This window comes from Streptomyces sp. NPDC024555, from assembly GCF_055559335.1.
Genome location: NZ_JBVHKV010000012.1, coordinates 273078 through 292414, shown reverse-complemented (window position 1 = coordinate 292414; position 19337 = coordinate 273078). Strand labels below are relative to the sequence as shown.

Annotated in this window: 24 protein-coding genes; 12 read left to right on the top strand and 12 right to left on the bottom strand. The window is 70.3% G+C overall.

Annotated elements, in window-relative coordinates:
- The first annotated feature begins 715 nt into the window (after window positions 1-715).
- Both ACZ4FH_RS22760 and ACZ4FH_RS22755 read left to right on the top strand, forming a co-directional pair.
- Window positions 716-1219 (top strand): GNAT family N-acetyltransferase, encoded by a 504-nt coding sequence (locus ACZ4FH_RS22760; protein WP_467306895.1) that lies wholly within the window; start codon window positions 716-718, stop codon window positions 1217-1219.
- Window positions 1220-1346: 127 nt separating this feature from the next.
- Complete coding sequence (locus ACZ4FH_RS22755) at window positions 1347-1631, top strand: hypothetical protein (RefSeq protein ID WP_467306893.1); 285 nt, start codon at window positions 1347-1349, stop codon at window positions 1629-1631.
- A 29-nt stretch (window positions 1632-1660) separates the two neighbouring features.
- Here the strand turns inward: ACZ4FH_RS22755 and ACZ4FH_RS22750 are convergent, their stop codons facing one another.
- The 4 genes from ACZ4FH_RS22750 to tgmA all read right to left on the bottom strand — a co-directional run bounded on the left by ACZ4FH_RS22750 (window position 1661) and on the right by tgmA (window position 5147).
- The gene (locus tag ACZ4FH_RS22750) at window positions 1661-2542 is read right to left on the bottom strand and encodes a glycosyltransferase family 2 protein (RefSeq protein ID WP_467306892.1); all 882 of its coding nucleotides are present in this window, start codon (window positions 2540-2542) and stop codon (window positions 1661-1663) included.
- Between the two features lie 221 nt (window positions 2543-2763).
- Window positions 2764-3933 carry an ATP-grasp peptide maturase system methyltransferase gene (gene tgmC / locus ACZ4FH_RS22745; RefSeq protein ID WP_467306890.1) on the bottom strand — a complete coding sequence of 390 codons (1170 nt, stop codon included), beginning with the start codon at window positions 3931-3933 and terminating at the stop codon, window positions 2764-2766.
- On the bottom strand, window positions 3930-4889 hold the full coding sequence (gene tgmB, locus ACZ4FH_RS22740) for an ATP-grasp ribosomal peptide maturase (RefSeq protein ID WP_467306889.1): 960 nt from the start codon (window positions 4887-4889) through the stop codon (window positions 3930-3932). The genes tgmC and tgmB overlap by 4 nt, the downstream gene beginning before the upstream one ends.
- Window positions 4890-4892: 3 nt before the next feature.
- Window positions 4893-5147, bottom strand: coding sequence for a putative ATP-grasp-modified RiPP (gene tgmA / locus ACZ4FH_RS22735; RefSeq protein WP_467306888.1), 255 nt, complete (start codon window positions 5145-5147; stop codon window positions 4893-4895).
- A 112-nt stretch (window positions 5148-5259) separates the two neighbouring features.
- Between tgmA and ACZ4FH_RS22730 the strand changes: the two genes are divergently transcribed.
- Window positions 5260-6363 carry an XRE family transcriptional regulator gene (locus ACZ4FH_RS22730; RefSeq protein ID WP_467306887.1) on the top strand — a complete coding sequence of 368 codons (1104 nt, stop codon included), beginning with the start codon at window positions 5260-5262 and terminating at the stop codon, window positions 6361-6363.
- A gap of 20 nt (window positions 6364-6383) precedes the next feature.
- On the top strand, window positions 6384-6965 hold the full coding sequence (locus ACZ4FH_RS22725; protein ID WP_467306885.1) for an HD domain-containing protein: 582 nt from the start codon (window positions 6384-6386) through the stop codon (window positions 6963-6965).
- Between the two features lie 9 nt (window positions 6966-6974).
- Here the strand turns inward: ACZ4FH_RS22725 and ACZ4FH_RS22720 are convergent, their stop codons facing one another.
- On the bottom strand, window positions 6975-7214 hold the full coding sequence (locus ACZ4FH_RS22720; RefSeq protein WP_467306883.1) for a DUF397 domain-containing protein: 240 nt from the start codon (window positions 7212-7214) through the stop codon (window positions 6975-6977).
- Window positions 7204-7986 (bottom strand): helix-turn-helix domain-containing protein, encoded by a 783-nt coding sequence (locus tag ACZ4FH_RS22715; RefSeq protein ID WP_467306882.1) that lies wholly within the window; start codon window positions 7984-7986, stop codon window positions 7204-7206. Before ACZ4FH_RS22715 ends, ACZ4FH_RS22720 begins: the two co-directional genes overlap by 11 nt.
- 117 nt (window positions 7987-8103) lie before the next feature.
- Between ACZ4FH_RS22715 and ACZ4FH_RS22710 the strand changes: the two genes are divergently transcribed.
- On the top strand, window positions 8104-8529 hold the full coding sequence (locus ACZ4FH_RS22710) for a hypothetical protein (protein WP_467306881.1): 426 nt from the start codon (window positions 8104-8106) through the stop codon (window positions 8527-8529).
- 106 nt (window positions 8530-8635) lie between these two features.
- Window positions 8636-9637, top strand: coding sequence for a hypothetical protein (locus tag ACZ4FH_RS22705; RefSeq protein ID WP_467306880.1), 1002 nt, complete (start codon window positions 8636-8638; stop codon window positions 9635-9637).
- A gap of 20 nt (window positions 9638-9657) precedes the next feature.
- Here the strand turns inward: ACZ4FH_RS22705 and ACZ4FH_RS22700 are convergent, their stop codons facing one another.
- Window positions 9658-10314 carry a DUF4232 domain-containing protein gene (locus tag ACZ4FH_RS22700; protein WP_467306878.1) on the bottom strand — a complete coding sequence of 219 codons (657 nt, stop codon included), beginning with the start codon at window positions 10312-10314 and terminating at the stop codon, window positions 9658-9660.
- Between the two features lie 273 nt (window positions 10315-10587).
- Between ACZ4FH_RS22700 and ACZ4FH_RS22695 the strand changes: the two genes are divergently transcribed.
- The 4 genes from ACZ4FH_RS22695 (at window position 10588) to ACZ4FH_RS22680 (ending at window position 13944) form a co-directional block, all read left to right on the top strand.
- Window positions 10588-11691 (top strand): hypothetical protein, encoded by a 1104-nt coding sequence (locus ACZ4FH_RS22695; RefSeq protein ID WP_467306877.1) that lies wholly within the window; start codon window positions 10588-10590, stop codon window positions 11689-11691.
- A 142-nt stretch (window positions 11692-11833) separates the two neighbouring features.
- Window positions 11834-12388: a YcxB family protein gene (locus tag ACZ4FH_RS22690; RefSeq protein WP_467306875.1), complete on the top strand. Its 555-nt coding sequence runs from the start codon at window positions 11834-11836 to the stop codon at window positions 12386-12388.
- A 167-nt stretch (window positions 12389-12555) separates the two neighbouring features.
- The gene (locus ACZ4FH_RS22685; protein WP_467306873.1) at window positions 12556-13206 is read left to right on the top strand and encodes a TetR/AcrR family transcriptional regulator; all 651 of its coding nucleotides are present in this window, start codon (window positions 12556-12558) and stop codon (window positions 13204-13206) included.
- A gap of 147 nt (window positions 13207-13353) precedes the next feature.
- Window positions 13354-13944, top strand: a complete 591-nt coding sequence (locus ACZ4FH_RS22680) for a helix-turn-helix domain-containing protein (protein ID WP_383643225.1) — start codon at window positions 13354-13356, stop codon at window positions 13942-13944.
- Between the two features lie 8 nt (window positions 13945-13952).
- On the opposite strand, the gene ACZ4FH_RS22675 is transcribed toward ACZ4FH_RS22680, so the two are convergent.
- Window positions 13953-14525, bottom strand: a complete 573-nt coding sequence (locus ACZ4FH_RS22675) for a GNAT family N-acetyltransferase (RefSeq protein ID WP_467306871.1) — start codon at window positions 14523-14525, stop codon at window positions 13953-13955.
- A gap of 35 nt (window positions 14526-14560) precedes the next feature.
- Window positions 14561-15250 (bottom strand): GDSL-type esterase/lipase family protein, encoded by a 690-nt coding sequence (locus ACZ4FH_RS22670; protein WP_467306870.1) that lies wholly within the window; start codon window positions 15248-15250, stop codon window positions 14561-14563.
- A 58-nt stretch (window positions 15251-15308) separates the two neighbouring features.
- On the opposite strand from ACZ4FH_RS22670, the gene ACZ4FH_RS22665 reads away from it, so the two are divergent.
- Both ACZ4FH_RS22665 and ACZ4FH_RS22660 read left to right on the top strand, forming a co-directional pair.
- On the top strand, window positions 15309-16310 hold the full coding sequence (locus ACZ4FH_RS22665) for a WD40 repeat domain-containing protein (protein ID WP_467306869.1): 1002 nt from the start codon (window positions 15309-15311) through the stop codon (window positions 16308-16310).
- Window positions 16307-16822, top strand: coding sequence for a GNAT family N-acetyltransferase (locus ACZ4FH_RS22660; protein WP_467306868.1), 516 nt, complete (start codon window positions 16307-16309; stop codon window positions 16820-16822). Before ACZ4FH_RS22665 ends, ACZ4FH_RS22660 begins: the two co-directional genes overlap by 4 nt.
- On the opposite strand, the gene ACZ4FH_RS22655 is transcribed toward ACZ4FH_RS22660, so the two are convergent.
- From ACZ4FH_RS22655 to serC, 3 genes are all read right to left on the bottom strand, one after another.
- Window positions 16819-17316, bottom strand: coding sequence for a DinB family protein (locus tag ACZ4FH_RS22655; protein WP_467306866.1), 498 nt, complete (start codon window positions 17314-17316; stop codon window positions 16819-16821). The genes ACZ4FH_RS22660 and ACZ4FH_RS22655 overlap by 4 nt on opposite strands.
- Window positions 17317-17363: 47 nt before the next feature.
- Window positions 17364-17975, bottom strand: coding sequence for a Uma2 family endonuclease (locus ACZ4FH_RS22650; RefSeq protein ID WP_467306864.1), 612 nt, complete (start codon window positions 17973-17975; stop codon window positions 17364-17366).
- Window positions 17976-18129: 154 nt separating this feature from the next.
- Window positions 18130-19248 carry a phosphoserine transaminase gene (gene serC, locus ACZ4FH_RS22645; protein ID WP_467306862.1) on the bottom strand — a complete coding sequence of 373 codons (1119 nt, stop codon included), beginning with the start codon at window positions 19246-19248 and terminating at the stop codon, window positions 18130-18132.
- Window positions 19249-19337: the final 89 nt, after the last annotated feature.

The window sequence follows — 19337 nt, the reverse complement described above, 5'->3', positions numbered from 1 at the left end:
GATCTCCCGGGCCCCGGCTCATCGCCCTCCCCCCACGTCGCCGTCCCCAGACTTTGCGCGGGCCCCGGTCCTGTGCTCCCGGCCGGGCGGGGGGGGGGGGCTGGAGGAGTCGCAGGAGCGGAATCCGGGGGAGGGTCCATGTGACTGGAATGATCTTTACGAACACCTTCGGATCTCCTGCGCCGCCCACGAACGCGCGGAAGTTCAGGTCGAAGTCGTGCGTCCTGGGGCCCTCCTGGTGTTCCGGAGGCGAGTACGTGGCCGAGATGCACGAGAAGAGGCTGCGCAGCGATCGCCTCATGCCTCGCCTCCATGTGCAAGCCGGCCAGCGCCGCCGTCCCCGGCTCGTGCGCGGTCGCGGTCAGGACCTGCTCGGCCGCATCCGCGAACACGGGCCCCTTCGACGTGGCCACCGGCACACCGGGCACGTTACCGCCGATCGCGGACTTGATGACAGCAGCCCGGAGTCGGCGTGGAACCGCAACGCGCGGGAGGTCGGACGACTGCGCCGGGCGAAGACCCCGATCGGCATCAGTTCAGAAATGGGCACCTCGCCGTCATTGAGCTTCAGCCAACTCGAAGATCGACATCGACGTGGGGCGTCACCGACGTCATGGCCGGCAACAGCCAGGACTGTTCCGTAACGATCGGGCCGGCTGGAAGCTGATCGGTAGGTCTGTGGACGGCGACGGACGGGTCCGGGACCATGGCGCGCATGCCTACGTGGACTATCGAGACCGCGTCTGTCCTGGACACAGGTGTTGACGAGGTGATGCGGGAGTACTTCAGCGAGATGGGGAGGCGGGTTCTGGGACGTTCGGTCACGAGTGATGAGCTTCGCGAGGTGCTTGCGAAGGACCCCCATCGTGACCTCAGCCCGCCGCGCGGCGCGTTCCTCGTCGCGCGTGGTGAAGAGGGCGATTTTCTGGGCTGCGCAGGAGTGCGGTTGATGGGAGTCGCCGCGGGGACCGCGGAACTCAAGCGGATGTACGTACGTCCCGCCGGGCGGGGAGCGGGGGTGGGCCGGGGCCTTCTCCTGGCTGCCGAGGAGACGGCCAGAAAGCTCGGTGCTACCCGGATTGTGTGCGAGACCAACACCCAACTCATCGAGGCACGGACTCTGTACTCCAGACACGGCTACCAGGAGACCGAGCCGTATGAAGGTCACGGCAAGGCGGATCACTGGTTCGCCAAGGCTCTCCGACCTGAGCGGGAGTGATCGACTCCCGAGCCGGGGTGATCTTGATGTGGCCGGTGTGATCACGGCGCGAGGCCCCCGGCTCGCCCTCGATCATGTCTTCCGTGGCTCGCTGGTGGTCACCGGGCACTCTGGCTACTGTTCCGCCATGTCAGAGGAACCGATATCCATCAAGTTGACGCACGATCAGGCCCTCGTGCTCTCCGACTGGCTCTATGACGTGATGCACAACTCCGACGTGTTGCAGCGTCTCTTGAAGGCGGACCCCGCGGTCTGGTCTCCGATCTACGCGATCTCCGGGCCGTTGGAAACGACGCTCCCCGAAGTCTTCATGCCGGACTACGGCGAGCGCCTGGCGGCGGCGCGTCAGCGCCTGCTGTTCCAGATGTACGGACGGGATGATCAGGCGGAATCGGGGGAGACGCCGTCCTGACGCGGCACGCGGAGGGGAACCGGACCGGCTCAGAGAATCGGCGGGCGCCCCAGCCCGGTCATCAGACGGACCGTCCGCCAGCTCATCGGCTCGCGAGGTCCGCACGGCGTCCGCAGCCCTTCGAAGAAGCCGCCCCACCACGCCCGCAACCCGGAGAGGGAGCGGATGCGGGCGGTGGCCAGCAGGATCCACACGCCGAGGTAGACGGGGATCAGCAGGGCCGGAAGGCGTCGGCGGGCCAGCCACACGCGGTTTCTGGCGGTGAAGCGGTAGTAGACGGCGTGCCGTGCCGGAGACGTGGCGGGATGCTGGAGGACGAGCTCGGGCTCGTAAAGGATCTTCCAGCCCTTGTCGAGTGCCCGCCAGGCCAGGTCGGACTCCTCATGCCCGAAGAAGAACTCCCCGGCCCACAGGCCCGTCTGCCCGAGCATCCGCATCGAGAAGGCGTGCCCTCCGCCCAGGAACGCGGTCACCCACCCACCGCGCATCGGATCGTCCGCCCGCAGGCGCGGAACCCAGCGCCGCTCGGTGTGCCCGTACTCGTCGGCCACCCGGAAACCGATGATGCCGAGTCGCGGATCCGACGCGAACAGGTCCTGGACCCTCCGGAACACGTCCCCGTCGATCAGCAGCCCGTCGTCGTCCAGCTCGACCACGACGTCGACCTCGCCGGAGTCCCGCAGCATCTCCAGACCGACGTTGCGCCCGCCCGGACAGCCAAGGTTCTCCGCCAGCGGAACCTTGGTCACGTTCGCCGCCACATCCACGTCCGTGAGCGGCGTCGCGTTGCCGACCAGCACCACGCGGGCCGCCGGAACATCCTGCTTCTCCACCGACGCCAGCAACTCCGCCAGCTCTCGCGGGCGAGTGCCCATCGTGACGATTACGGCTCCGATACGCGGCGACGACATGCCGGCACGCTACAGGGGTGAACGATCAACCACGCCCGTACCTCACACCACCGTGTGCCTCACGAAGGCGGTCCCGGGGGCGGAAGAAGGGGAACGCACCCGGTTTGCGGGCGGTTCGGTTCAGATACCGGTTTGATCGGTGAGCCAGGTCCGGGGGCCGCACCGTGGCCCCATGCGGTGGGGCACCGCGTGGCGGATGGCCCGGACGGTGCGGCCGCCGGCTATGCGAGGTCGTGCTGCCAGCGGAGTGCAGGGTGTCCGTCGATCCAGTAGGTGTGGGCGTCCGGTGTGATGCGGAGCCGTACGGCGGTGATGTCCGGCCGGTCCGCGTCCTGCCAGGCGGCGAGGGCCTGTTCGATCGTGTCCCACAGCTTGGCGGGTCCGCCCTGGCGGACCGCCCAGGTGCCGCCGCTCTCCGTGAACGAGGCGAAGGACTCGCGGTCCGGGTCGAAGAGGTACAGCAGCCGGTCGCCCTCCAGCGATGTGGCGCGGACGAAGCGGGCCCCCGGGGCGGTGAGCTGAGCGATGAACGCCGGCATCCAGTCCTCCAGCAGCAGCGGGGACAGCCTGGCCTCCCGCTCGCTGTCGGCGTACGCGGTGCGGGCCGACAGGTCTCCGGCGATCGGTACCTCCGCCTGGGACCGGGCCTGCATGAAGGCGCTGCGGCCCACGATCCCGCCCTCGGCGGTGCCGTCGTCGGCTACGGTGACCTTGGCCAGGCCCGTGCCGTAGAGCCAGGAGCCGCCGACCGTGGCCAGCAGGATGCCGCCCGGCCTCGTCTGCCTGATCCAGGTGTACGGGATACGGCGCACGGCGCAGGTCGCGATGACCCGGTCGTACGGCGCACGGCGGGGGTGGCCGAGGAGCCCGTCTCCGGTGACGGTCCAGGTCGAGTACCCGGCCCTTTCCAGCGCGTTGTCCGCGCGGGCCGACACGTCCGGGTCCACCTCGACGGTGGTGACGTTGTCCGCACCGAGGCGGAAGCACATGAGGGCGGCGGAGTAGCCGGTACCCGTACCGATCTCCAGGACGTGGTGGCCCTCCTCGACCTCCAGCTTCTCCAGCATGTCCACGACCGTGAAGGGGGTGGTGGACGAAGAGGTCGGAGAGCCCGTCACCGGCCCTCCGGCCCGGTCGGCGGTCAGATGCCCGTCGAGCTGCGTGGTCAGGGACTCGTCACGGTAGGCGATCCGCGCCCACGTCTCCGGATCGGTGTCTGCCGCGCTCACCGGCTGCCACCGGCCACCGTCCGCAGGCAGGAACACGCCCGGATTCAGGAACAGTTCGCGGGGAACGGCCTCCACCGCCGCCCGCCAGCCGGGGCTGCTGAGGACGCCCGCCTTCGTCAGACGGCCGGAGAGGGCGCGCCGCGCGTCGGCGGTGTCGGTCATGGTGAGACTCCTTGGGTCAGTAGTTCTGCGAATGCGGCGGACATGGCGAGGCCGGTGGACTCCTCCAGCCACCCCCACTGTCCGTTCGGGTTCAGTTCCAGCCACCAGAGGTCGCCCGCCCTGTCCACGGCGAGGTCGAAGCTTCCGGATACGAGTCCGAAGTGATCGAGGTACGCGAGGAGTGCCTTCCGTACGCGGTCGGGCAGGTCCACCGCGCGGTAGGACAGCGCCGAGTAGTCCTTGCGCCAATCCAGCATCCCGGAGTCGATCCGTACCGCGAACACCGCGCGGCCCACGACCAGAACGCGGAGATCGGCCACCTTGTCGACCACAGCCTGGAAGAGGTGCGGAACCAAGGCCAGGCTCTCGTCGATCTCCGGCACCGTGACCGGATCGGCCCACCCGGTCACAGGAACGCCGTCGCGCTGGTATGGCGTCCACCGGAGCGTCTTGAAGATCACCCGGTCGTGGCAGCCGATGAAGGACCGTGCCTCGTCCGGGTCGTTGGTGACCAGCGTCGGCGGGATGTCCAGCCCGAGGCGGTGGGCGACGGCGAGCTGAGCCGGTTTGTAGTCGGCGGCAGCGTTGCGCAGTGGATGGTTGACCCACAACGGCCCGTCCAGGGCGTACAGGATTCCGCCGAGCTCGTAGCGGACCTGGGCCGCCGCGAACCGCGCGTCATCCGGACCGAAATGCGGGAAGTCGGGCCACATCGGGCGGCGCCAGTACACCGACCGAACGCCGGCCAGGTCCACGATCCGCGACGGAGTGCGAAGCTGCCCGGCCACGGGGACCGGGCAGCTTCCGAACCGGGCGGAGACCGTCAGGGCCGTCCCGATGTCGGCCGGGTTGAACCTGGTCACCGGCACCTCGCGCCGGTTCAGTTCGGTGATCACCATGTCTGCGGTGAGGTCGTCCTCCCCGGTGGCCACCAGCACCGGCCTCTCGTCGGTCACCGGTCAGTCCTGCTGGGAGTCCTGGTCGTGTCCCTGGTCGTTCTGGGAGTCGCTGTTGGTGGTCGTGTTCGTCTCGGTGCCCTTGCTGGTGCCGTGCGCGCCCATATCGATCACCGCACCGGTCAGATCGGTGTAGACACCGAGCTGGGTGCCCGGGTCGAGCGTGACCGAGGCGTGAGGAAGGCGGGTGACGGTCGGGTACGGGGCGAGCCGTCCGGCCCCCCAAGGGCGGACGTGGGACTCAACTGCGGTAGCCATTAAGGCCTCCTTGACGACGGTGGTTGTTGTCCAATCAGAAGCTACGGTCACCGTGGATGGAGTAGGACTGACTGCGGGTACGGGTTCCACGGCAGACGGTGCGGGAGGTGGCATGGCCATCGAGGACGCCACACGCGGGCACGCGCCCGCAGGCACGATCGCCGGCTTCGTCCTGCGGGTCGCCCGGGAAGGCACGAGCACCCGCACGCAGGCCGGAACGGCTGAAGCGATGGGGGTCGATCTGGCCACCTGGCAGGGCTGGGAGACAGGACGACGGCCGCTCGCCAAGGTGAAGGCCGGTGCTCTCCTCGACGTCAGACGCAGGTTGCTCGCCCTGGGGGCGGATTCCGGGGTTCTTCATCTTCTCGATCCGGCGATGGACGCGGAACGCGTCATCGCCTCTACGCTCCATCCGGAGATCGGAGCCCGCCACCCCCTCGCAAGCTGGGTGCATACCCGGGACACGGCGCACATGATCGCCTGGGCCCTGAACGGAACCGTCCCGCCCGCGCTCGCGGGAAGAGCGGTGACAGGGCGCCGTGGCCCCGTTGCCAAGGCACCGCTTCTGCCGAGGCCCGACCGCGACGCGTTCTTCGCGCGTCTCCGGGACACCGCCGATTCCGCCTTACGGGCCGGAGACGATGGGCTGCTGCTTCACCGCCAGGCTCTCTACCTCTGCTCCTACGACAGCAGCCCCGAGGCAACGTCGTGGATCACGAGCGCTCTGCACGCCCGCCGCGATCTGATCTCCGCACGCGGCTGGAGTCCGCGATGGGCCATCGCCCGATCGGCGGCGACCGCACTGGTTCGGATCGGTGACCGTCAACCACTGCTGGACTTCATCGAGAGAGGCTTGGCGGACGACGACTCCGCCGAGCCCGCAAACCTCAACTACTGGGCATACTGGCTCGGTTCGATGCGAGACCCACAGCCGGACGACGGATTCATGCGCGACGGTCCGGTCAACTGGGAGCCTGTGCGACTCCTGTACGGGCTCGGCGCCGGCCTCCAGCAGGCTCCGGCGTACGTGGACCTCTACGCCCATTCGCTCTGGGCCCTGCTCACCACCCATAGGTGGCTGCCTCTTGCTGACCCCGCTCTCGCGGAGGGGCTGGTCGATCGAACCGCCGCTCTCCTCGATCATGAGGGGATGTCCCCGCGGGCGAGGCGGGAACTCAGTTCAGTGCATTACGTTCTACGCGAGAAGCGCACGTGACACTTCGGAGGTTGCAGCTCATGGCAGACACGGAGCAGGAGCAGGCAAAGGGCACCGCGGGCTTCCTGCTGGAGATGGGGATGCTCAAGCGCGCCAAGCGGAGCGGCTGGTGGATCGCCGGGGTCAAGGACCCGGAGACCATTGCCGAGCACAGTTTCAGGGTTGCGCTCATCGGCTCCGTGCTCGCCATGATGGAGGGCGCCGACCCTGCGAAGACGGCTCTCCTGGGCCTGTGGCACGACACCCAGGAGACCCGCGTCAGCGACATTCCGCACATCGGCCGCCGCTACCTCGAAGCCGCCGGGAACGAGAAGGTCACCGCCGACCAGGTGTCCGCCGCGCACCCGGCGGTGAAGGCCGGTGCCCAGCGGATCGTGGAGGAGTACGAGAACGGCGACTCGCTCGAAGTCGTGTGCGCGCACGACGCCGACAAGCTCGAATGCCTCATCCAGGCCGTGGAGTACCGCGAGCAGGGCTGCTCGAACGTGCAGCCCTGGATCGACAGCAGCATCGCCAAACTCAAGACGGCATCTGCCCAATCCCTCGCGGAGGCCGCGCTCGCCATGACCTCGATCGAGTGGCAGCAGACGTACCTCCGCTGAGGCGAGAGGTCAGGCAGCCGTGTGCCGTACGAACGCGGACCAGGCGGCGGGGGAGAGGGTGAGGGCGGGGACGGTGAGGTCCTTGGAGTCGCGGACGTGGATGGTGTGGGGGCAGGTGGCGACCTCGACGCAGTTACCGCCGTTCGTGCCGCTGTAGCTGGACTTGGACCAGGAGAGGGCGACCTCGATGCAGTTGCCGCCTTCTTGGCCGCTGTAACTGCTCTTGAACCATGTGAGGTCAGCGCTCATAGTCCTTTGCCACCCGCTTGATCAGCTCGCGCGACTCTTCCAATCCGAGAGCCTGGGACCGCAGCATCCCATACTTGGCGAACAGGTCACCCAGGTGGGGCTGTTCGCTGACAAGGAAGTTCCGTCCCTGAACCTCCAGGTACGCCAGGCGCCGCCGGTCTTCGGTTTCCAGCAGGACGAACGGCCCGCTCAGCCCGACGTGAGTCTCCCGGTGAGGTGACATCACCTGGATGTGAACATGCCGCAGATCGCTCAGATCAAGCAGATGCTGCAACTGCGCTCGGTGAACGGCCCGTCCTCCGATGGGACGGTTGAGCGCGCTGACTTCCAGAACGAAGCTGATGTCAGGCAGCGGCTTGCGGGTCAGCAGGGCCTGACGTGCCAGTCGACCAGCGACCAGTCTCTCGATCGCGTCGTCATCAAGTGGCGGGCAAGCCCCGCGATAGAGGGCGTGTGCGTGCGCTTCTGTCTGTAGCAGGCCAGGCATGACGTTGGATTCGTACTCGTAGCGCGCTACCGCTCTGGCCTCTTCCTCGGCGAACGGCCCGAACCAGGAGGCCAGGTGTCCGAACGACATCTTCATGGCCGCCGCGATCAACGCGCCCCTCGCGCCCACCGCCTCGTCCGCCTTCGGCACGAACTTCCCCTTCGGCGGTCGCATCCCCCGCTCCACCATCGCCACCTGCGACTTGGAGAAGCCGATCCTCGCGCCCAAGCCCTCCTGGGAGAGTCCGGCCAACTCGCGGTAGTGGCGGAGCAGCGCACCGAACATCTCCGCGTTCCCGCCCCCGGTACTACTGGAGTGCACAGCCCCACCTCCAAGTACACAACAGTGCACAGATGCCTTGTGTCCCTGGTCACAGTAGGTGTGCGCGCCGACGCTTAGCGCATGGACCAGAAAAATTCACCGAACCAGGTGCCCGCGTGGATTCCCGCGAGCGGGCACGCCCTGCGGCACGCCGGGATCTACTTCGACGCGGTGCGGATCAGCGGGCTGCTGGGGGAGGAAGTGGCGTACGAGATCATGCAGTTCACGGATTTTCAGGCGGGGCCGATCGTCCGGTCGCGGATCGGGATGCGGAGCATGTTCTTTCTGGTGCGGCCGGGTACGGCGGGGGCGTATCGGTGGCCGGCGGAGGTGGATGCGCTGACGCGGAAGGGGGCGGAGTTCGTGGGGGTGCCTGCGCTGGACGGGCTGACGTACCCGTTGGACTGGCGGTCCGTGCCGACGGCGGATGATCCGTTCGTGGATACGGAACTGCTGTTCGAGCTGCTGGCGAAGGTGGTTGGGGACGAGATTCCTGCTGTACGGTGATCGCGTCATTACGCTCCGTGCGCTCGCGCACGGGGCGGCCCTCGGTGGTGCTACCAACACCGGTCCGAGGGCCTTCACCCCACGATGGATTCTGGAGTCCACCGGGATGCTTTGGCATGCTATCTCGCCGTCCTACGGCTATGTGAAGGCCGCGCACGACATCGTGCGCCATCCGCGCCTCTCCAGCGACGCGAAGATCTTGATCACCTATGTGCAGGGGTTGCCCGAGAGGCGTACGGGCAAGGCCCTGAGTGATCACGCGAAGTCCCTCGGCATCACCGGGCGGGCGTACCAGAAGGCCAAGTCGCAGTTGATGGCCAACGGGTTCGTCCACGAGTGGCGGGAGCAGGGCGACCGCGGGCGCTGGATCACCGACCAGCTGTTCTCCAACGTTCCGCTGACCGACTTCGAGGCGCGGCGTGTCCGGGCCGCGCAGACACAGGTCCGACCGGGTGCGCGGTATCCGGCGGTCGGTGATCCGGGGACTCGGTCGGCCGGTGGCTATACACCGGAGGATGAAGAACGTGAGGAGAACTGTCCCCACCCACCCTCCGAAGCCTCCGCGCAGCCGGATGAGGAGGCTGCGGCGGAGACCGTTGCGGAGGGAGATCCCCAAGTCGTGCAGGCCGAGCGCGTGTTGCTCTCGCTGCGCCACGCCAGTCCCCAACTCCACCTCGGCGTACGCGAGGCGCGCGGGCTCTCGGAGACGGCGGCCGACTGGCTCCGGCGCGGGGTGAAGGCGGCGGAGCTGCGGCTCGCGCTGGTGAGTGCGCTGCCCGAGGGCGGCGTACGGTCGGCCGTGGGCTTCGTACGCCACCGGCTCGTCCAGAAGATGCCCGAGCCGCCCGCGCCCGTGCCCCCGGCCCTCGTGCCGGAGCCCCCGCCGGGGCCTCCCGTACCGTGCGAGGGGGACGGGCCCGTGCATGTCTTCCGGCCCCGGGGCGACGAGACCGTGTGCCGTCCCTGTGCGCGGCAGGCGGCGTGGGAGGCGCACTCGGTCAAGTGGCCGGTGCCAGGCCCCGAGGACGGCTACGAGGAGCCGGAGGAGATTCCCTGGCGTGAGCGTTTCGCGGCGATCCGCGAGCACGACGCCGCCGAACAGGGGTGACCTGTGGGGCGGGCGCGGGATCAGCCCGCCGGGGAGTCGCTGACCTTGCCGACCGGGCCGATCTCCATCTTTCCGTCGTCGCTGCCGTCGGTGACGGGCAGCGAGCCCGTCGGCCACTTCAGGGTGACGTTCTTGGTCTCGTTCGGGGGCGTCACGACCATGTCGGTGAGGCGCACGCCGGAACCGCCGCTGTTGTTGACCGGGAACGTGAGCTGGAAGGCGGCGGTCTCGCCCGGCTTGAGGGTCTGCGGCTGGGCCTGCTCGCCGTTGCGGTCCACGGAGAGGGTGTCGCCCATGGACGTCTTCAGGTCGACACCCGCGAAGCCGCTGATGCGGCAGTCGCTGCCGCCGGTGTTCTTGAAGGAGACGGTGACGACGCCTTCCGTCTCGTCCGTGGTGTTGTCGGAGGCGTCGACCTCAAGCGCGTCGGTGCGGCAGATGTCGGCCTTGCCGCCGGTGCCGCCGCTGTTGCCCCCCGTGCCGCTGCTGCCACCCGTGCCGGTGTCGGCGCTCTGGTCCCCCTGGTCCGAGCCGCCGCTGCCGCCCGTCTGGCCCGCCGACGCGGTGGCGCCGGGCTGGGGGCTGCCCGCCGCGCCGTCGTCGCCGTTGCAGGCGGTGAGCGCGAACGCGGCCACGAGGCCGATGGCGGCGGCGACGGCCTTGCGGGTGTGCAGCATGATTCCCCCGGGATGAGGTGCGGTCTGTGCGGTCTGCGTGGTGCGGCAGCGCAGTGGTGTGGTGGCGCGTGCTTATTTGTATCTCGCAGTTAGTTACGAGCCGTCAGTGATCATGTTCGTGTTCCGTCACAGATGGGACCCGCCGTACCGTCGCGACCGCCGTCCGTCGGCGGGGAACGGCGGGGTGCGCGCGCGTCCCGGTTCGCGGACTATGGTGCGCAGGTCATCCAACTGGCCCCGGGGGAGGGGCCGTAGCGCGCAGGGGGATACGGCGTGGGCAAGGACGAGTCGTCGATACCGGACGAGGAGTGGGAGCGGTTCCTGCGGGAGGCGGAGGCCGGTTCGGCCGGTGCGCCCGAGGAGCCCTCGGCTCGGGCCCGGATGGTGACGCGGCGTCTCGCGGACGAGCCCGATCCGCCGGAGGGGTGGCGTACGCACCGGCCGCCCGCGCGTACGAAGGGGCGGACCTGGTACGTCGTCGGGTTCGTGGTGGTGCTCGCCCTGCTGGTGGTGGCGCTGATGCCCGGGAAGGTGGCCGGATGGTTCGACGGGGGGTCGGGGGACTCCGTCTCGTACCACGGGCCGACGGGGGATCCGGCCGGGTCCGGGTCCCCGGGCGGGGCCGCCGCCGAACTGCCCACGGTGGACGATCCGTTCAAGGGCTCGCCCGCCGCCGGGTGGAAGGACGGGGTCTCCTCGCTCGCGCTGCCGAAGGCGAAGGCCACGGGCTGGATGAGCGAGGCGGAGGTGGCGAAGGCGCTGCTCCGGTCCCGGGACTTCCTGGCCGCCACGGGCACCGATCCCGGCGTTCTGCGCGGTGAGCGCCCGGCCTCGGCGCTCGCGCTGCTCAACCCGCACCAGAAGGACGTGCAGAGCTATGTGAAGGCCGCGCTGTCCGCGCCGAGCGCCGACAACGACCCGTTGCACCTCTTCAGCCGGTTCGACCCGGCCCGGTTCCGCGTGGTCGACGACATCGTCCGCACCCTGGGGCGGATCACGTACCGCGAAGGCAAGGGCGGCGCGGTCGACGTGACGGCCGATGTGACGTACGTCTACCCGGTCGTCCGCGCGGACGGCGGCAGCGACGAGGTGGCCCGGACCGTCGTCCGCCGTGAAACGGTCATGAGCTGGGAGGACCCGGCCAAGGTGCAGATCGAGCCCGGGACGTTCTCGCTCATCGTCTTCCGCACGGACGCCGCCAACGGCGGCTGCGCCAACCACACCGGCTACTACGTCCCGGAGTTCGCCGCCGACCGCGCGGCCCGCGACGGGTCGCTGGAAGGCGCCGCGAAGGACCCGTACGAGCGGGACACCTCCATGGAGGAACGCGTCCCGGAGGACGGCGGCGACCGGTGCGGGCGGGTCACACGGCTCTGAGGACGGGGCCCTCATCCGTGTGAAGGGCCCGGAGTCCGTCCATGCCCCGGGCCCGTCGGTGGACTGCGGCTGCTCGGGGCCAAGGGGTCGGCGGCCCAGGACGGCCCGCTACGATCACGGCTCGCGACGATGGGATGAGGACATGACAGACGCGCACGGGGTGGCGGCCGACACGGACGCCACCGGGGTCTCCGTCGTGTTCCGTTTCGAGCTGGGGCGGGCGGACTGGACGGACGCGTTCCGTGGGGTCGGCCGTATGCGGGGGCTGAAGGGCCGGGTGAAGGCCCTGTATGTGCCGGTGCTGATCGGCGTGGCGGCGTGGCTGCTCGCGGACAGCCCCTGGGCCGGGCTGACGGTGTTCGTCGGGGGCGTTCTCGGCCTCTTCGCCCGGACCCGGGCCCTGGCCGCCCGCCAGACCCGGACGGGGGCCGCGCTGGGCGCCTGGACGGTGACGGTGGCGGACACCGACGAAGGGGTGCGCTTCTCCTGCGCCGACATGGAGACCCGGCGGGGCTGGGGGAGCTTCGGCGGATACGTGGAGACCGCCGACGGGTTCATTCTGCTCACGCCCGCCCCGTACCTCCTGGTCGTGCACTACCTCCCCAAGCGCGCCCTCGGCCTCGACGGGGTGAAGGGCGTCCGCGCGGTCCTTGCGCGCCGCCTCCCGCACCGGGGCGCCCCCGCGCCCCGGCACTGACCGCGCGTACCGCCCCGGCAACTCCCCTCCCGGGCACCGGAACTGCTGTTCGGGCTCCTTATGGGTGTGGTGAGGGCGGAGAAGCGTGCGCTACGGTGAGCGCGCCGTTACGCTCGGTGCGCCCGTGGATCGTGGGCCCGGGGGCCGAGACGGACTGAGGAGGACCCGTGGTGGATACCGGGGTGGAACTTTGGGACGGCGTACGGACGGCGAGGGAGCCCGCGCGGTGCCGTGCGCAACTCATGGCCGCGGGGCGGACCTTGTTCGCCGTGTACGGCTACGCGCGCACCAGCGTGGAGGACCTGTGCGCGACCGCGCAGGTCCAGGTGCGGGACTTCTACCGCGAGTTCGCCTCGCGCGAGGCCCTGCTCACCGAGCTGTACGACGAGATCGCGACGCGCGGCATGCGGGCGTCCGAGGCCGAGCTGACCGCCGAGGGCATGGACACCTGCCCGACCGAGGAGCGGGTCTACCGGCTCTTCGACGCCTATGTGCGGGCCGTCACCCATGACCCGAAGGAGGCCAGGGTGGCCTTCGTCGAGGTGCTGGGGGTCAGCCGCGAGATGGACGAGCACCTGACGATGTGGCGGCAGGTGTGGACGGACTTCCTGACCCAGGAGGCCGAGCGCGCCCGGGGGCGCGGCCACGCCGTGGACAGCAATCTCGCGGTCGTCGTCAAGGTGCTGACCCGGTCCGTCGACGAACTGCTCGCGCACCACGGCCGGCGCCCGCGCCAGGTGCCGCCCTCCTGGCTGACCAGTGAGTTCACCCGGCTGTCGATGGCCATGATCGGCCCCGCCAACGGCATCCGGCCCTGACGCCCGTCCTCGGGGCGGTTACGGCCTCCGTCTCGGGGCGGTTACGGCCTCCGTTTGACAACACCGCTTGCCGGGGCGGCAAATGGAACCATGGCAGCGGACGAGAGCGGAACGGCGGACGGCGGCGCGGCGGCCGGTGGCGGGGCCATGGACGGCGACGAGCTGGCGTCCGTCCTGACGGGTGTGGGGCCGCGGCTGCGCGCCCTGCGCACCGAACGCGGCACCACCCTGGCCCAGCTCAGCGAGACCACCGGGATCTCGCTCAGCACGCTCTCCCGGCTGGAGTCCGGCGGCCGCAAACCCACCCTGGAACTGCTGCTCCCGCTGGCCAAGGCGTACGGGGTGCAGCTGGACGAGCTGGTGGGCGCGCCGGACACCGGGGACCCGCGCGTCACCTTCCGGCCCTTCAAGCGGCACGGCATGACCTTCGTCCCGCTGACCCGCCACCTCAGCGGCGTCAACGCGTACAAGCAGGTCATGCCCGGGGCGACCGGCACCGAGGGTCCGGTCGAGCAGCGGGTGCACGAGGGGTACGAGTGGCTGTACGTGCTTTCCGGGCGGCTGCGGCTGGTCCTCGGCGAGCACGATCTGGTGCTCACGCCCGGCGAGGTCGCCGAGTTCGACACCCACACCCCGCACTGGTGGGGTGCCGCCGGGCCGGAACCGGTGGAGTTCCTGAGCCTGTTCGGGCCGCAGGGCGAGCGGATGCACGTCCGGGCGAAGCCCTCCGGCGGCTGACGGCGTCCTCAGACGGCGGGCAGCGACGGGTCCGGGGTCCAGGGCTCCGGGGCCGCCAGCGAGAAGCGCTCGTGGTCGCGCCAGGCGCCGTCGATGTACAGATAGGCGGGCGACCGGCCCTCGTACTGAAAGCCCAGTCTGCGGACCACGGCCAGCGACGCGGTGTTCGCCGGCTGGATGGCGGCCTCCAGGCGGTGCAGCCGCAGCTGCTCGAAGGCGTACCGCAGGACCAGGGTCAGGCCCTCGGTCATGTAGCCCCGGCCGGCCGACGGGGCGAACGCCGCGTAGCCGAGGGACGCGCCCTGGTAGCGGCCCCGGATGACCGAGTTGATGTTGACCGTGCCGGTCGCCTCGCCGGTCTCCCGGTTCCGGATCAGGAAGCCCACGTTGCTGCCGTCGTCGAAGCGGCGCATCCACGCCCGGAAGGTCTCCGGCGTCGACGGAAGCTGCATCCACGGCCCGTACAGTTCGGCGCTGGCCGCCACCCGGGCGCAGAACTCGTCCTGGTCGGCGAGGGTGAGGGGCCGGAGTTCGACGCGGGAACCGGCCGGGGGAGCGGCGGGCACGGGGTGCGAGGGCATGGCGCCCATCGTAGGCCGGGGCGGGGGTGCGCCGGTCAGCGGGGAGCGGGGCGGTACGGGCCGCCCAGGCCCCACGCCTGGTGCATCGCGTCGGCGTACGCGGCGGCGAGCCGGTGCTCGCCGGACGGGCCCGGGTGCGTGCCGTCGTACGTGTCCGTGTGGATGTCGTAGCCGTGGGGGTGCGAGGCCAGGAGGACCGGGGAGCCCGGGGCGTCCAGGTCGGCCACCGTCTTGGCGAGGAGTTCGTTGAAGCGGGCGCACTCGGCGGCGAACGGGGCGTCGTTCTCGGCCCGCACGTTCGGTATGACGGGGAGCAGCACGCACCGGATGTGCGGGTTCGCCTCCCGGGCCGCGGTGAGGAACGCGCGGGAGTTCTCGGCGGTCTGGCCGCTGTCCGTGTAGAACCCGAGGTCTATCAGGCCGAGCGAGACGAGCAGGACGTCCGCGCGGTGCTCGGTGACCGCGTCCCCGATCACCGGGGCCATGTGCAGCCAGCCCTCGCCCCAGCCGGCCAGGTGGCGGCGGGCCGCGTCGGGGAAGCCAGGTGCGGCGTACGCGTCGGAGACGGCGGTGTCCGTGGCCGCGTCGTACAGGGCGGTGCGGGGGCCGACGAGGGCGTACGGGCCGTCGAAGGTGGCTTCCAGGTGCTGCCACAGGCGGTAGCGCCATGTGAAGTCACCGGCGCGTCCGATGGTCATGGAATCGCCGACGCACATGAAACGCATGGCGTCATCATGGCGGATCATGGCTCCGGCCTGCGACGTGACGATGGACACTTGTGCCATGCGTCCGTACCGACTGACCGTCTCCGCCGCCGTCGCCGCGCTGCTGGCCCTGACCGCCGGGGTGCTGCCCGCCGCCGCCGACGACGGCGAGCCCGACCGCGACTTCACGATCGAGGACCCCCGGATCACCGAGTCCAGCGGCCTCGCGGCCAGCCGCGCCCACCCCGGGATCTACTGGACGCACAACGACAGCGACGACGGCCCGTACGTCTTCGCGGTCGACTCCCGCACCGGGAGGACCGTCGCCCGGATCACGATGAAGGGCGTCGGCGAGCCCCGCGACGTCGAGGCGATCTCGCTCGGCCCGGACGGCAACCTGTACGTCGGTGACATCGGCGACAACCTGAACGGCAGCTGGGACCACGTCTGGATCTACCGCTTCCCCGAGCCGAAGGAGCTGCGGGACGCGACGGTCCGGGCCACCCAGTTCGACGTCAAGTACGCCGACGGGCCGCGCAACGCGGAGGCGCTGATGGTGCACCCGAAGACCGGCCGGGTCTACATCGCCTCGAAGAACGAGGACGGCGGCGGGCTCTACGAGGGCCCGGAGAAGCTCACCACCGGCGGGACCAACGTCTTCCGGCGCGTCGGCGAGGTGCCGTGGGTGACGGACGGCGCGTTCTCGCCCGACGGCACGGAACTGGTCCTGCGCTCCTACTTCAGCGCCCGCGGCTACGCCTTCGCGAACGGCCGCCTCGGCGAGGACTACGCGGTCGAGTCCCCGCTGCTCCCGCAGTCCGAGTCGGTGACGTACACCGCCGACGGCTCGGCGCTGATGTTCGGCTCCGAGGGCGAGCAGAGCGACGTCGTGCGCGTCGACCTGAAGAAGAACGGCGACGGCACCGGGCGCGCCGGCGGGAAGTCCCCCTCCTCGGCCGGTGCGGGCGGCACGGCCGGCGACGGCGGCCCCACCGTCCCCCGCACCACCCTCACGGGCGTCGCCGTCCTCGCGGGCATCGGGCTGCTGCTGTGGGTCGGCCGCAGGCGCCGGAAGGGATGACCACGATGCACCGGACCCCCGCCCCCTTCGCCACCGCCCGCCTCGACGCCGTGCCCCTGGGCGTCGCCCACGCCGACGAGATGGCGGCCGTCCTCGCCGACCCGGCGCTCCACGCCTTCACCGGAGGCGCCCCGGACGGCCCCGACGCCCTGCGGGCGCGCTACGCCCGGCAGACCGCCGGGTCCCCGGACCCCGGCGAGCTGTGGTGGAACTGGGTGCTGCGCGTACGCGAGGAGGGGCGGCTCGCCGGATACGTCCAGGCGACCGTCGACACCGCCGCCGCCCGCGCCGAGATCGCCTGGGTCCTCGGCACGGCGTTCCAGGGCCGCGGCTACGCCAAGGAGGCCGCCACCGCCCTCGTCACCCACCTCCGCACCACCGGCACCGCCCGCACCGTCCTCGCCCACATCCACCCCGGCCACACGGCATCCGCGGCCGTCGCCGAAGCGGCCGGGCTGGCGCGGACGGGGGAGTGGGAGGACGGCGAGGAACGCTGGCTCCTCGCCCTCTAGGGCGTGTCCGGGTGGGCGCCCGTCGCCCCGTCCAGCAGCTCCCGGACGATGTCCATGTGCCCCGCGTGCCGGACGACGTCCTCCAGCATGTGGATCAGCACCCACCGCATCGACACCGTCCGCCCGTTCCACGACGTCCCCGTCGTCTCCAGGTCCGTCGCCGCGATGGCCCGGTCGGCCGCGGCGCGGGCGCGCCCGTAGAACGCCAGGATGTCCTCCGTCGACTCCTCCGGCGCGACCGCCATGTCCTCGGTCGCCGGGTCGAACCAGAGCTTCTCCACCTCGTACCCGAACGGCGAGCAGAACCAGCCGTACTCCACCGTCGCCAGATGCTTCACCAGCCCCAGCAGATTCGTCCCCGACCCCGTCATCGGCCGCCGTATCTGCTCGTCGTCCAGCCCCTCCAGCTTCCACAGCACCACATCCCGGTGCCGGTCGAGCGCGGCGTGCAGGGATTCCTTCTCACTGCCGGTGTACGGCACGGTCGTCGTCATCCCCCGACGCTAGCGCGGGGGACCGACAACGGCCCCCGCCCGGCCCCTCAGCCCTGTGCGCGGCCCGACGCGATCAGCTCCGCCACATCCAGCTCCACCGCCGCGCCGATCGACTCGGGGAGCGGGGCCCGCTGGCCGGGCGCGTACACCTCGTGGCGGTCGTAGTTGCCGCCGCCCGGCTCCGTCAGGACGTGGACGCGGCTGTGCTTGCGGTCGAGGATCACGTAGACGGGGATCTTCGCCTCGGCGTACGCGGCGACCTTGTGCCGCAGATCGCTGTTGTAGTTGCTGGAAGTGACCTCCAGGACGAGGCGGAAGACGGCCGGGTCGTAGCAGTTGTTCTCGATGAGGTGTGCGTCGAAATCGGCGTCGACCAGTGCGAGGTCGGGGATGGCGTAGTCCTCGGGGCCGCCGGGCAGCCAGAGGCCGATGCCCTGGAGGACCTCCGTCTCCCCGCCGTCGAGTCCGGCCATGATGAAGGGCCTCATGAGCTTGGTCAGAGCACGGGCGTGCGGGCCGTCCGGGGGCGGAGCCACGGTGATGACGCCTCCGATGATCTCGACGCGATAGCCGGGATGCTGCTCGGCGAGCCGGTTGGCGGTGACGAGCAGGGGCTCCGGTCCATCGTCACAGGGGTGCTCGACTGCTGCTGCAGACATTGCGGGCCTCCTGGAATGGGCTGGTGTCGAGAGCATCATCGTAGGGCGGAACGGTCGCAGACCGTGTTTCTGGCATATGCCACTCAGTCGAGTGAAACAGAAACGGCCCCGCACACCGTCAAGGTGCGCAGGGCCGTTCCCGGGGCGTGGGCCGTTACAGCTTCTCGATGACGTAGTCGATGCAGGCCGTCAGGGCCTGGACGTCCGACGGGTCGATGGCCGGGAACATCGCGACGCGGAGCTGGTTGCGGCCGAGCTTGCGGTAGGGCTCGGTGTCGACGATGCCGTTGGCGCGCAGGGCCTTGGCGATCGCGGAGGCGTCGATCTCGTCGGCGAAGTCGATGGTGCCGATGACCTGCGAGCGCTTGGCGGCGTCCGTGACGAACGGGGTGGCGTACTTGGACTCCTCGGCCCAGCCGTAGAGGTGGCCGGCGGAGGCGGCCGTGCGGCCGGTGGTGAAGTCCAGGCCGCCCTGGGAGTTCATCCAGGTCAGCTGCTCGTTGAGGAGGAACAGCGTGGCCAGGGCGGGGGTGTTGTACGTCTGGTTCTTCAGGGAGTTGTCGATCGCCGTGGGCAGCGAGAAGAACTCCGGGATGTGGCGGCCGGAGGCGTGGACGCGGGCCGCGCGCTCCAGGGCCGCCGGGGAGAAGACGCCGATCCACAGGCCGCCGTCGGAGGCGAAGGACTTCTGCGGGGCGAAGTAGTAGACGTCCGTCTCGGTGATGTCGACGGGCAGGCCGCCGGCGCCGGAGGTGGCGTCGACCAGGACGAGGGCGCCCTCGTCGGCGCCCGTGACGCGCTTGATCGGGGCGGCGACACCCGTGGAGGTCTCGTTGTGGGTGAGGGCGTAGACGTCGACGCCCGCCTCGGCCTTCGGGTCCGGGTGGGTGCCCGGGTCGGAGGCGATGACGCTCGGGTCGGCCAGCCACGGGGCGAGCTTGGCGGCCTTGGCGAACTTCGAGGAGAACTCACCGAAGTTCAGGTGCTGGGACTTCGACTCGATCAGGCCGTGCGTCGCGATGTCCCAGAAGGCGGTGGAGCCGCCGTTGCCCAGGATCACCTCGTAGCCCTCGGGGAGGGAGAAGAGGTCGCGCACACCGTCGCGCACCGCGCCGACCAGGTTCTTCACCGGGGCCTGGCGGTGGGACGTACCGAGCAGAGAGGTTCCGGTGGCGGCCAGCGCGTCGAGCGCCTCCGTCCGCACCTTGGAAGGACCGGCGCCGAAGCGTCCGTCGGCGGGCTTGATGTCAGCGGGAATCTGGATGTCGGCCACGAGTCGGAGCGTAGCCGCTCGCTGCGGCAGCCGCGTATCCCGTCCGTCGGATGAGACAGGGATTCCGACTCGTGGCCTTGGTACGTACG

Bases quoted from the DNA above. Each gene is read 5' to 3' on its own strand.
- ACZ4FH_RS22660 (WP_467306868.1), top strand. From the start codon at position 16,307: ATGACCACGATGCACCGGACCCCCGCCCCCTTCGCCACCGCCCGCCTC.
- tgmC (WP_467306890.1), bottom strand. From the start codon at position 3,933: ATGACCGACACCGCCGACGCGCGGCGCGCCCTCTCCGGCCGTCTGACG.
- ACZ4FH_RS22715 (WP_467306882.1), bottom strand. From the start codon at position 7,986: ATGTTCGGTGCGCTGCTCCGCCACTACCGCGAGTTGGCCGGACTCTCC.
- ACZ4FH_RS22680 (WP_383643225.1), top strand. From the start codon at position 13,354: ATGGACGGCGACGAGCTGGCGTCCGTCCTGACGGGTGTGGGGCCGCGG.
- ACZ4FH_RS22760 (WP_467306895.1), top strand. From the start codon at position 716: ATGCCTACGTGGACTATCGAGACCGCGTCTGTCCTGGACACAGGTGTT.
- ACZ4FH_RS22670 (WP_467306870.1), bottom strand. From the start codon at position 15,250: ATGCGTTTCATGTGCGTCGGCGATTCCATGACCATCGGACGCGCCGGT.
- ACZ4FH_RS22750 (WP_467306892.1), bottom strand. From the start codon at position 2,542: ATGTCGTCGCCGCGTATCGGAGCCGTAATCGTCACGATGGGCACTCGC.
- ACZ4FH_RS22700 (WP_467306878.1), bottom strand. From the start codon at position 10,314: ATGCTGCACACCCGCAAGGCCGTCGCCGCCGCCATCGGCCTCGTGGCC.
- ACZ4FH_RS22720 (WP_467306883.1), bottom strand. From the start codon at position 7,214: ATGAGCGCTGACCTCACATGGTTCAAGAGCAGTTACAGCGGCCAAGAA.
- ACZ4FH_RS22755 (WP_467306893.1), top strand. From the start codon at position 1,347: ATGTCAGAGGAACCGATATCCATCAAGTTGACGCACGATCAGGCCCTC.
- ACZ4FH_RS22705 (WP_467306880.1), top strand. From the start codon at position 8,636: ATGCTTTGGCATGCTATCTCGCCGTCCTACGGCTATGTGAAGGCCGCG.
- ACZ4FH_RS22675 (WP_467306871.1), bottom strand. From the start codon at position 14,525: ATGCCCTCGCACCCCGTGCCCGCCGCTCCCCCGGCCGGTTCCCGCGTC.
- ACZ4FH_RS22655 (WP_467306866.1), bottom strand. From the start codon at position 17,316: ATGACGACGACCGTGCCGTACACCGGCAGTGAGAAGGAATCCCTGCAC.
- ACZ4FH_RS22650 (WP_467306864.1), bottom strand. From the start codon at position 17,975: ATGTCTGCAGCAGCAGTCGAGCACCCCTGTGACGATGGACCGGAGCCC.
- ACZ4FH_RS22690 (WP_467306875.1), top strand. From the start codon at position 11,834: ATGACAGACGCGCACGGGGTGGCGGCCGACACGGACGCCACCGGGGTC.
- ACZ4FH_RS22665 (WP_467306869.1), top strand. From the start codon at position 15,309: ATGCGTCCGTACCGACTGACCGTCTCCGCCGCCGTCGCCGCGCTGCTG.
- tgmA (WP_467306888.1), bottom strand. From the start codon at position 5,147: ATGGCTACCGCAGTTGAGTCCCACGTCCGCCCTTGGGGGGCCGGACGG.
- ACZ4FH_RS22710 (WP_467306881.1), top strand. From the start codon at position 8,104: ATGGACCAGAAAAATTCACCGAACCAGGTGCCCGCGTGGATTCCCGCG.
- ACZ4FH_RS22730 (WP_467306887.1), top strand. From the start codon at position 5,260: ATGGCCATCGAGGACGCCACACGCGGGCACGCGCCCGCAGGCACGATC.
- ACZ4FH_RS22725 (WP_467306885.1), top strand. From the start codon at position 6,384: ATGGCAGACACGGAGCAGGAGCAGGCAAAGGGCACCGCGGGCTTCCTG.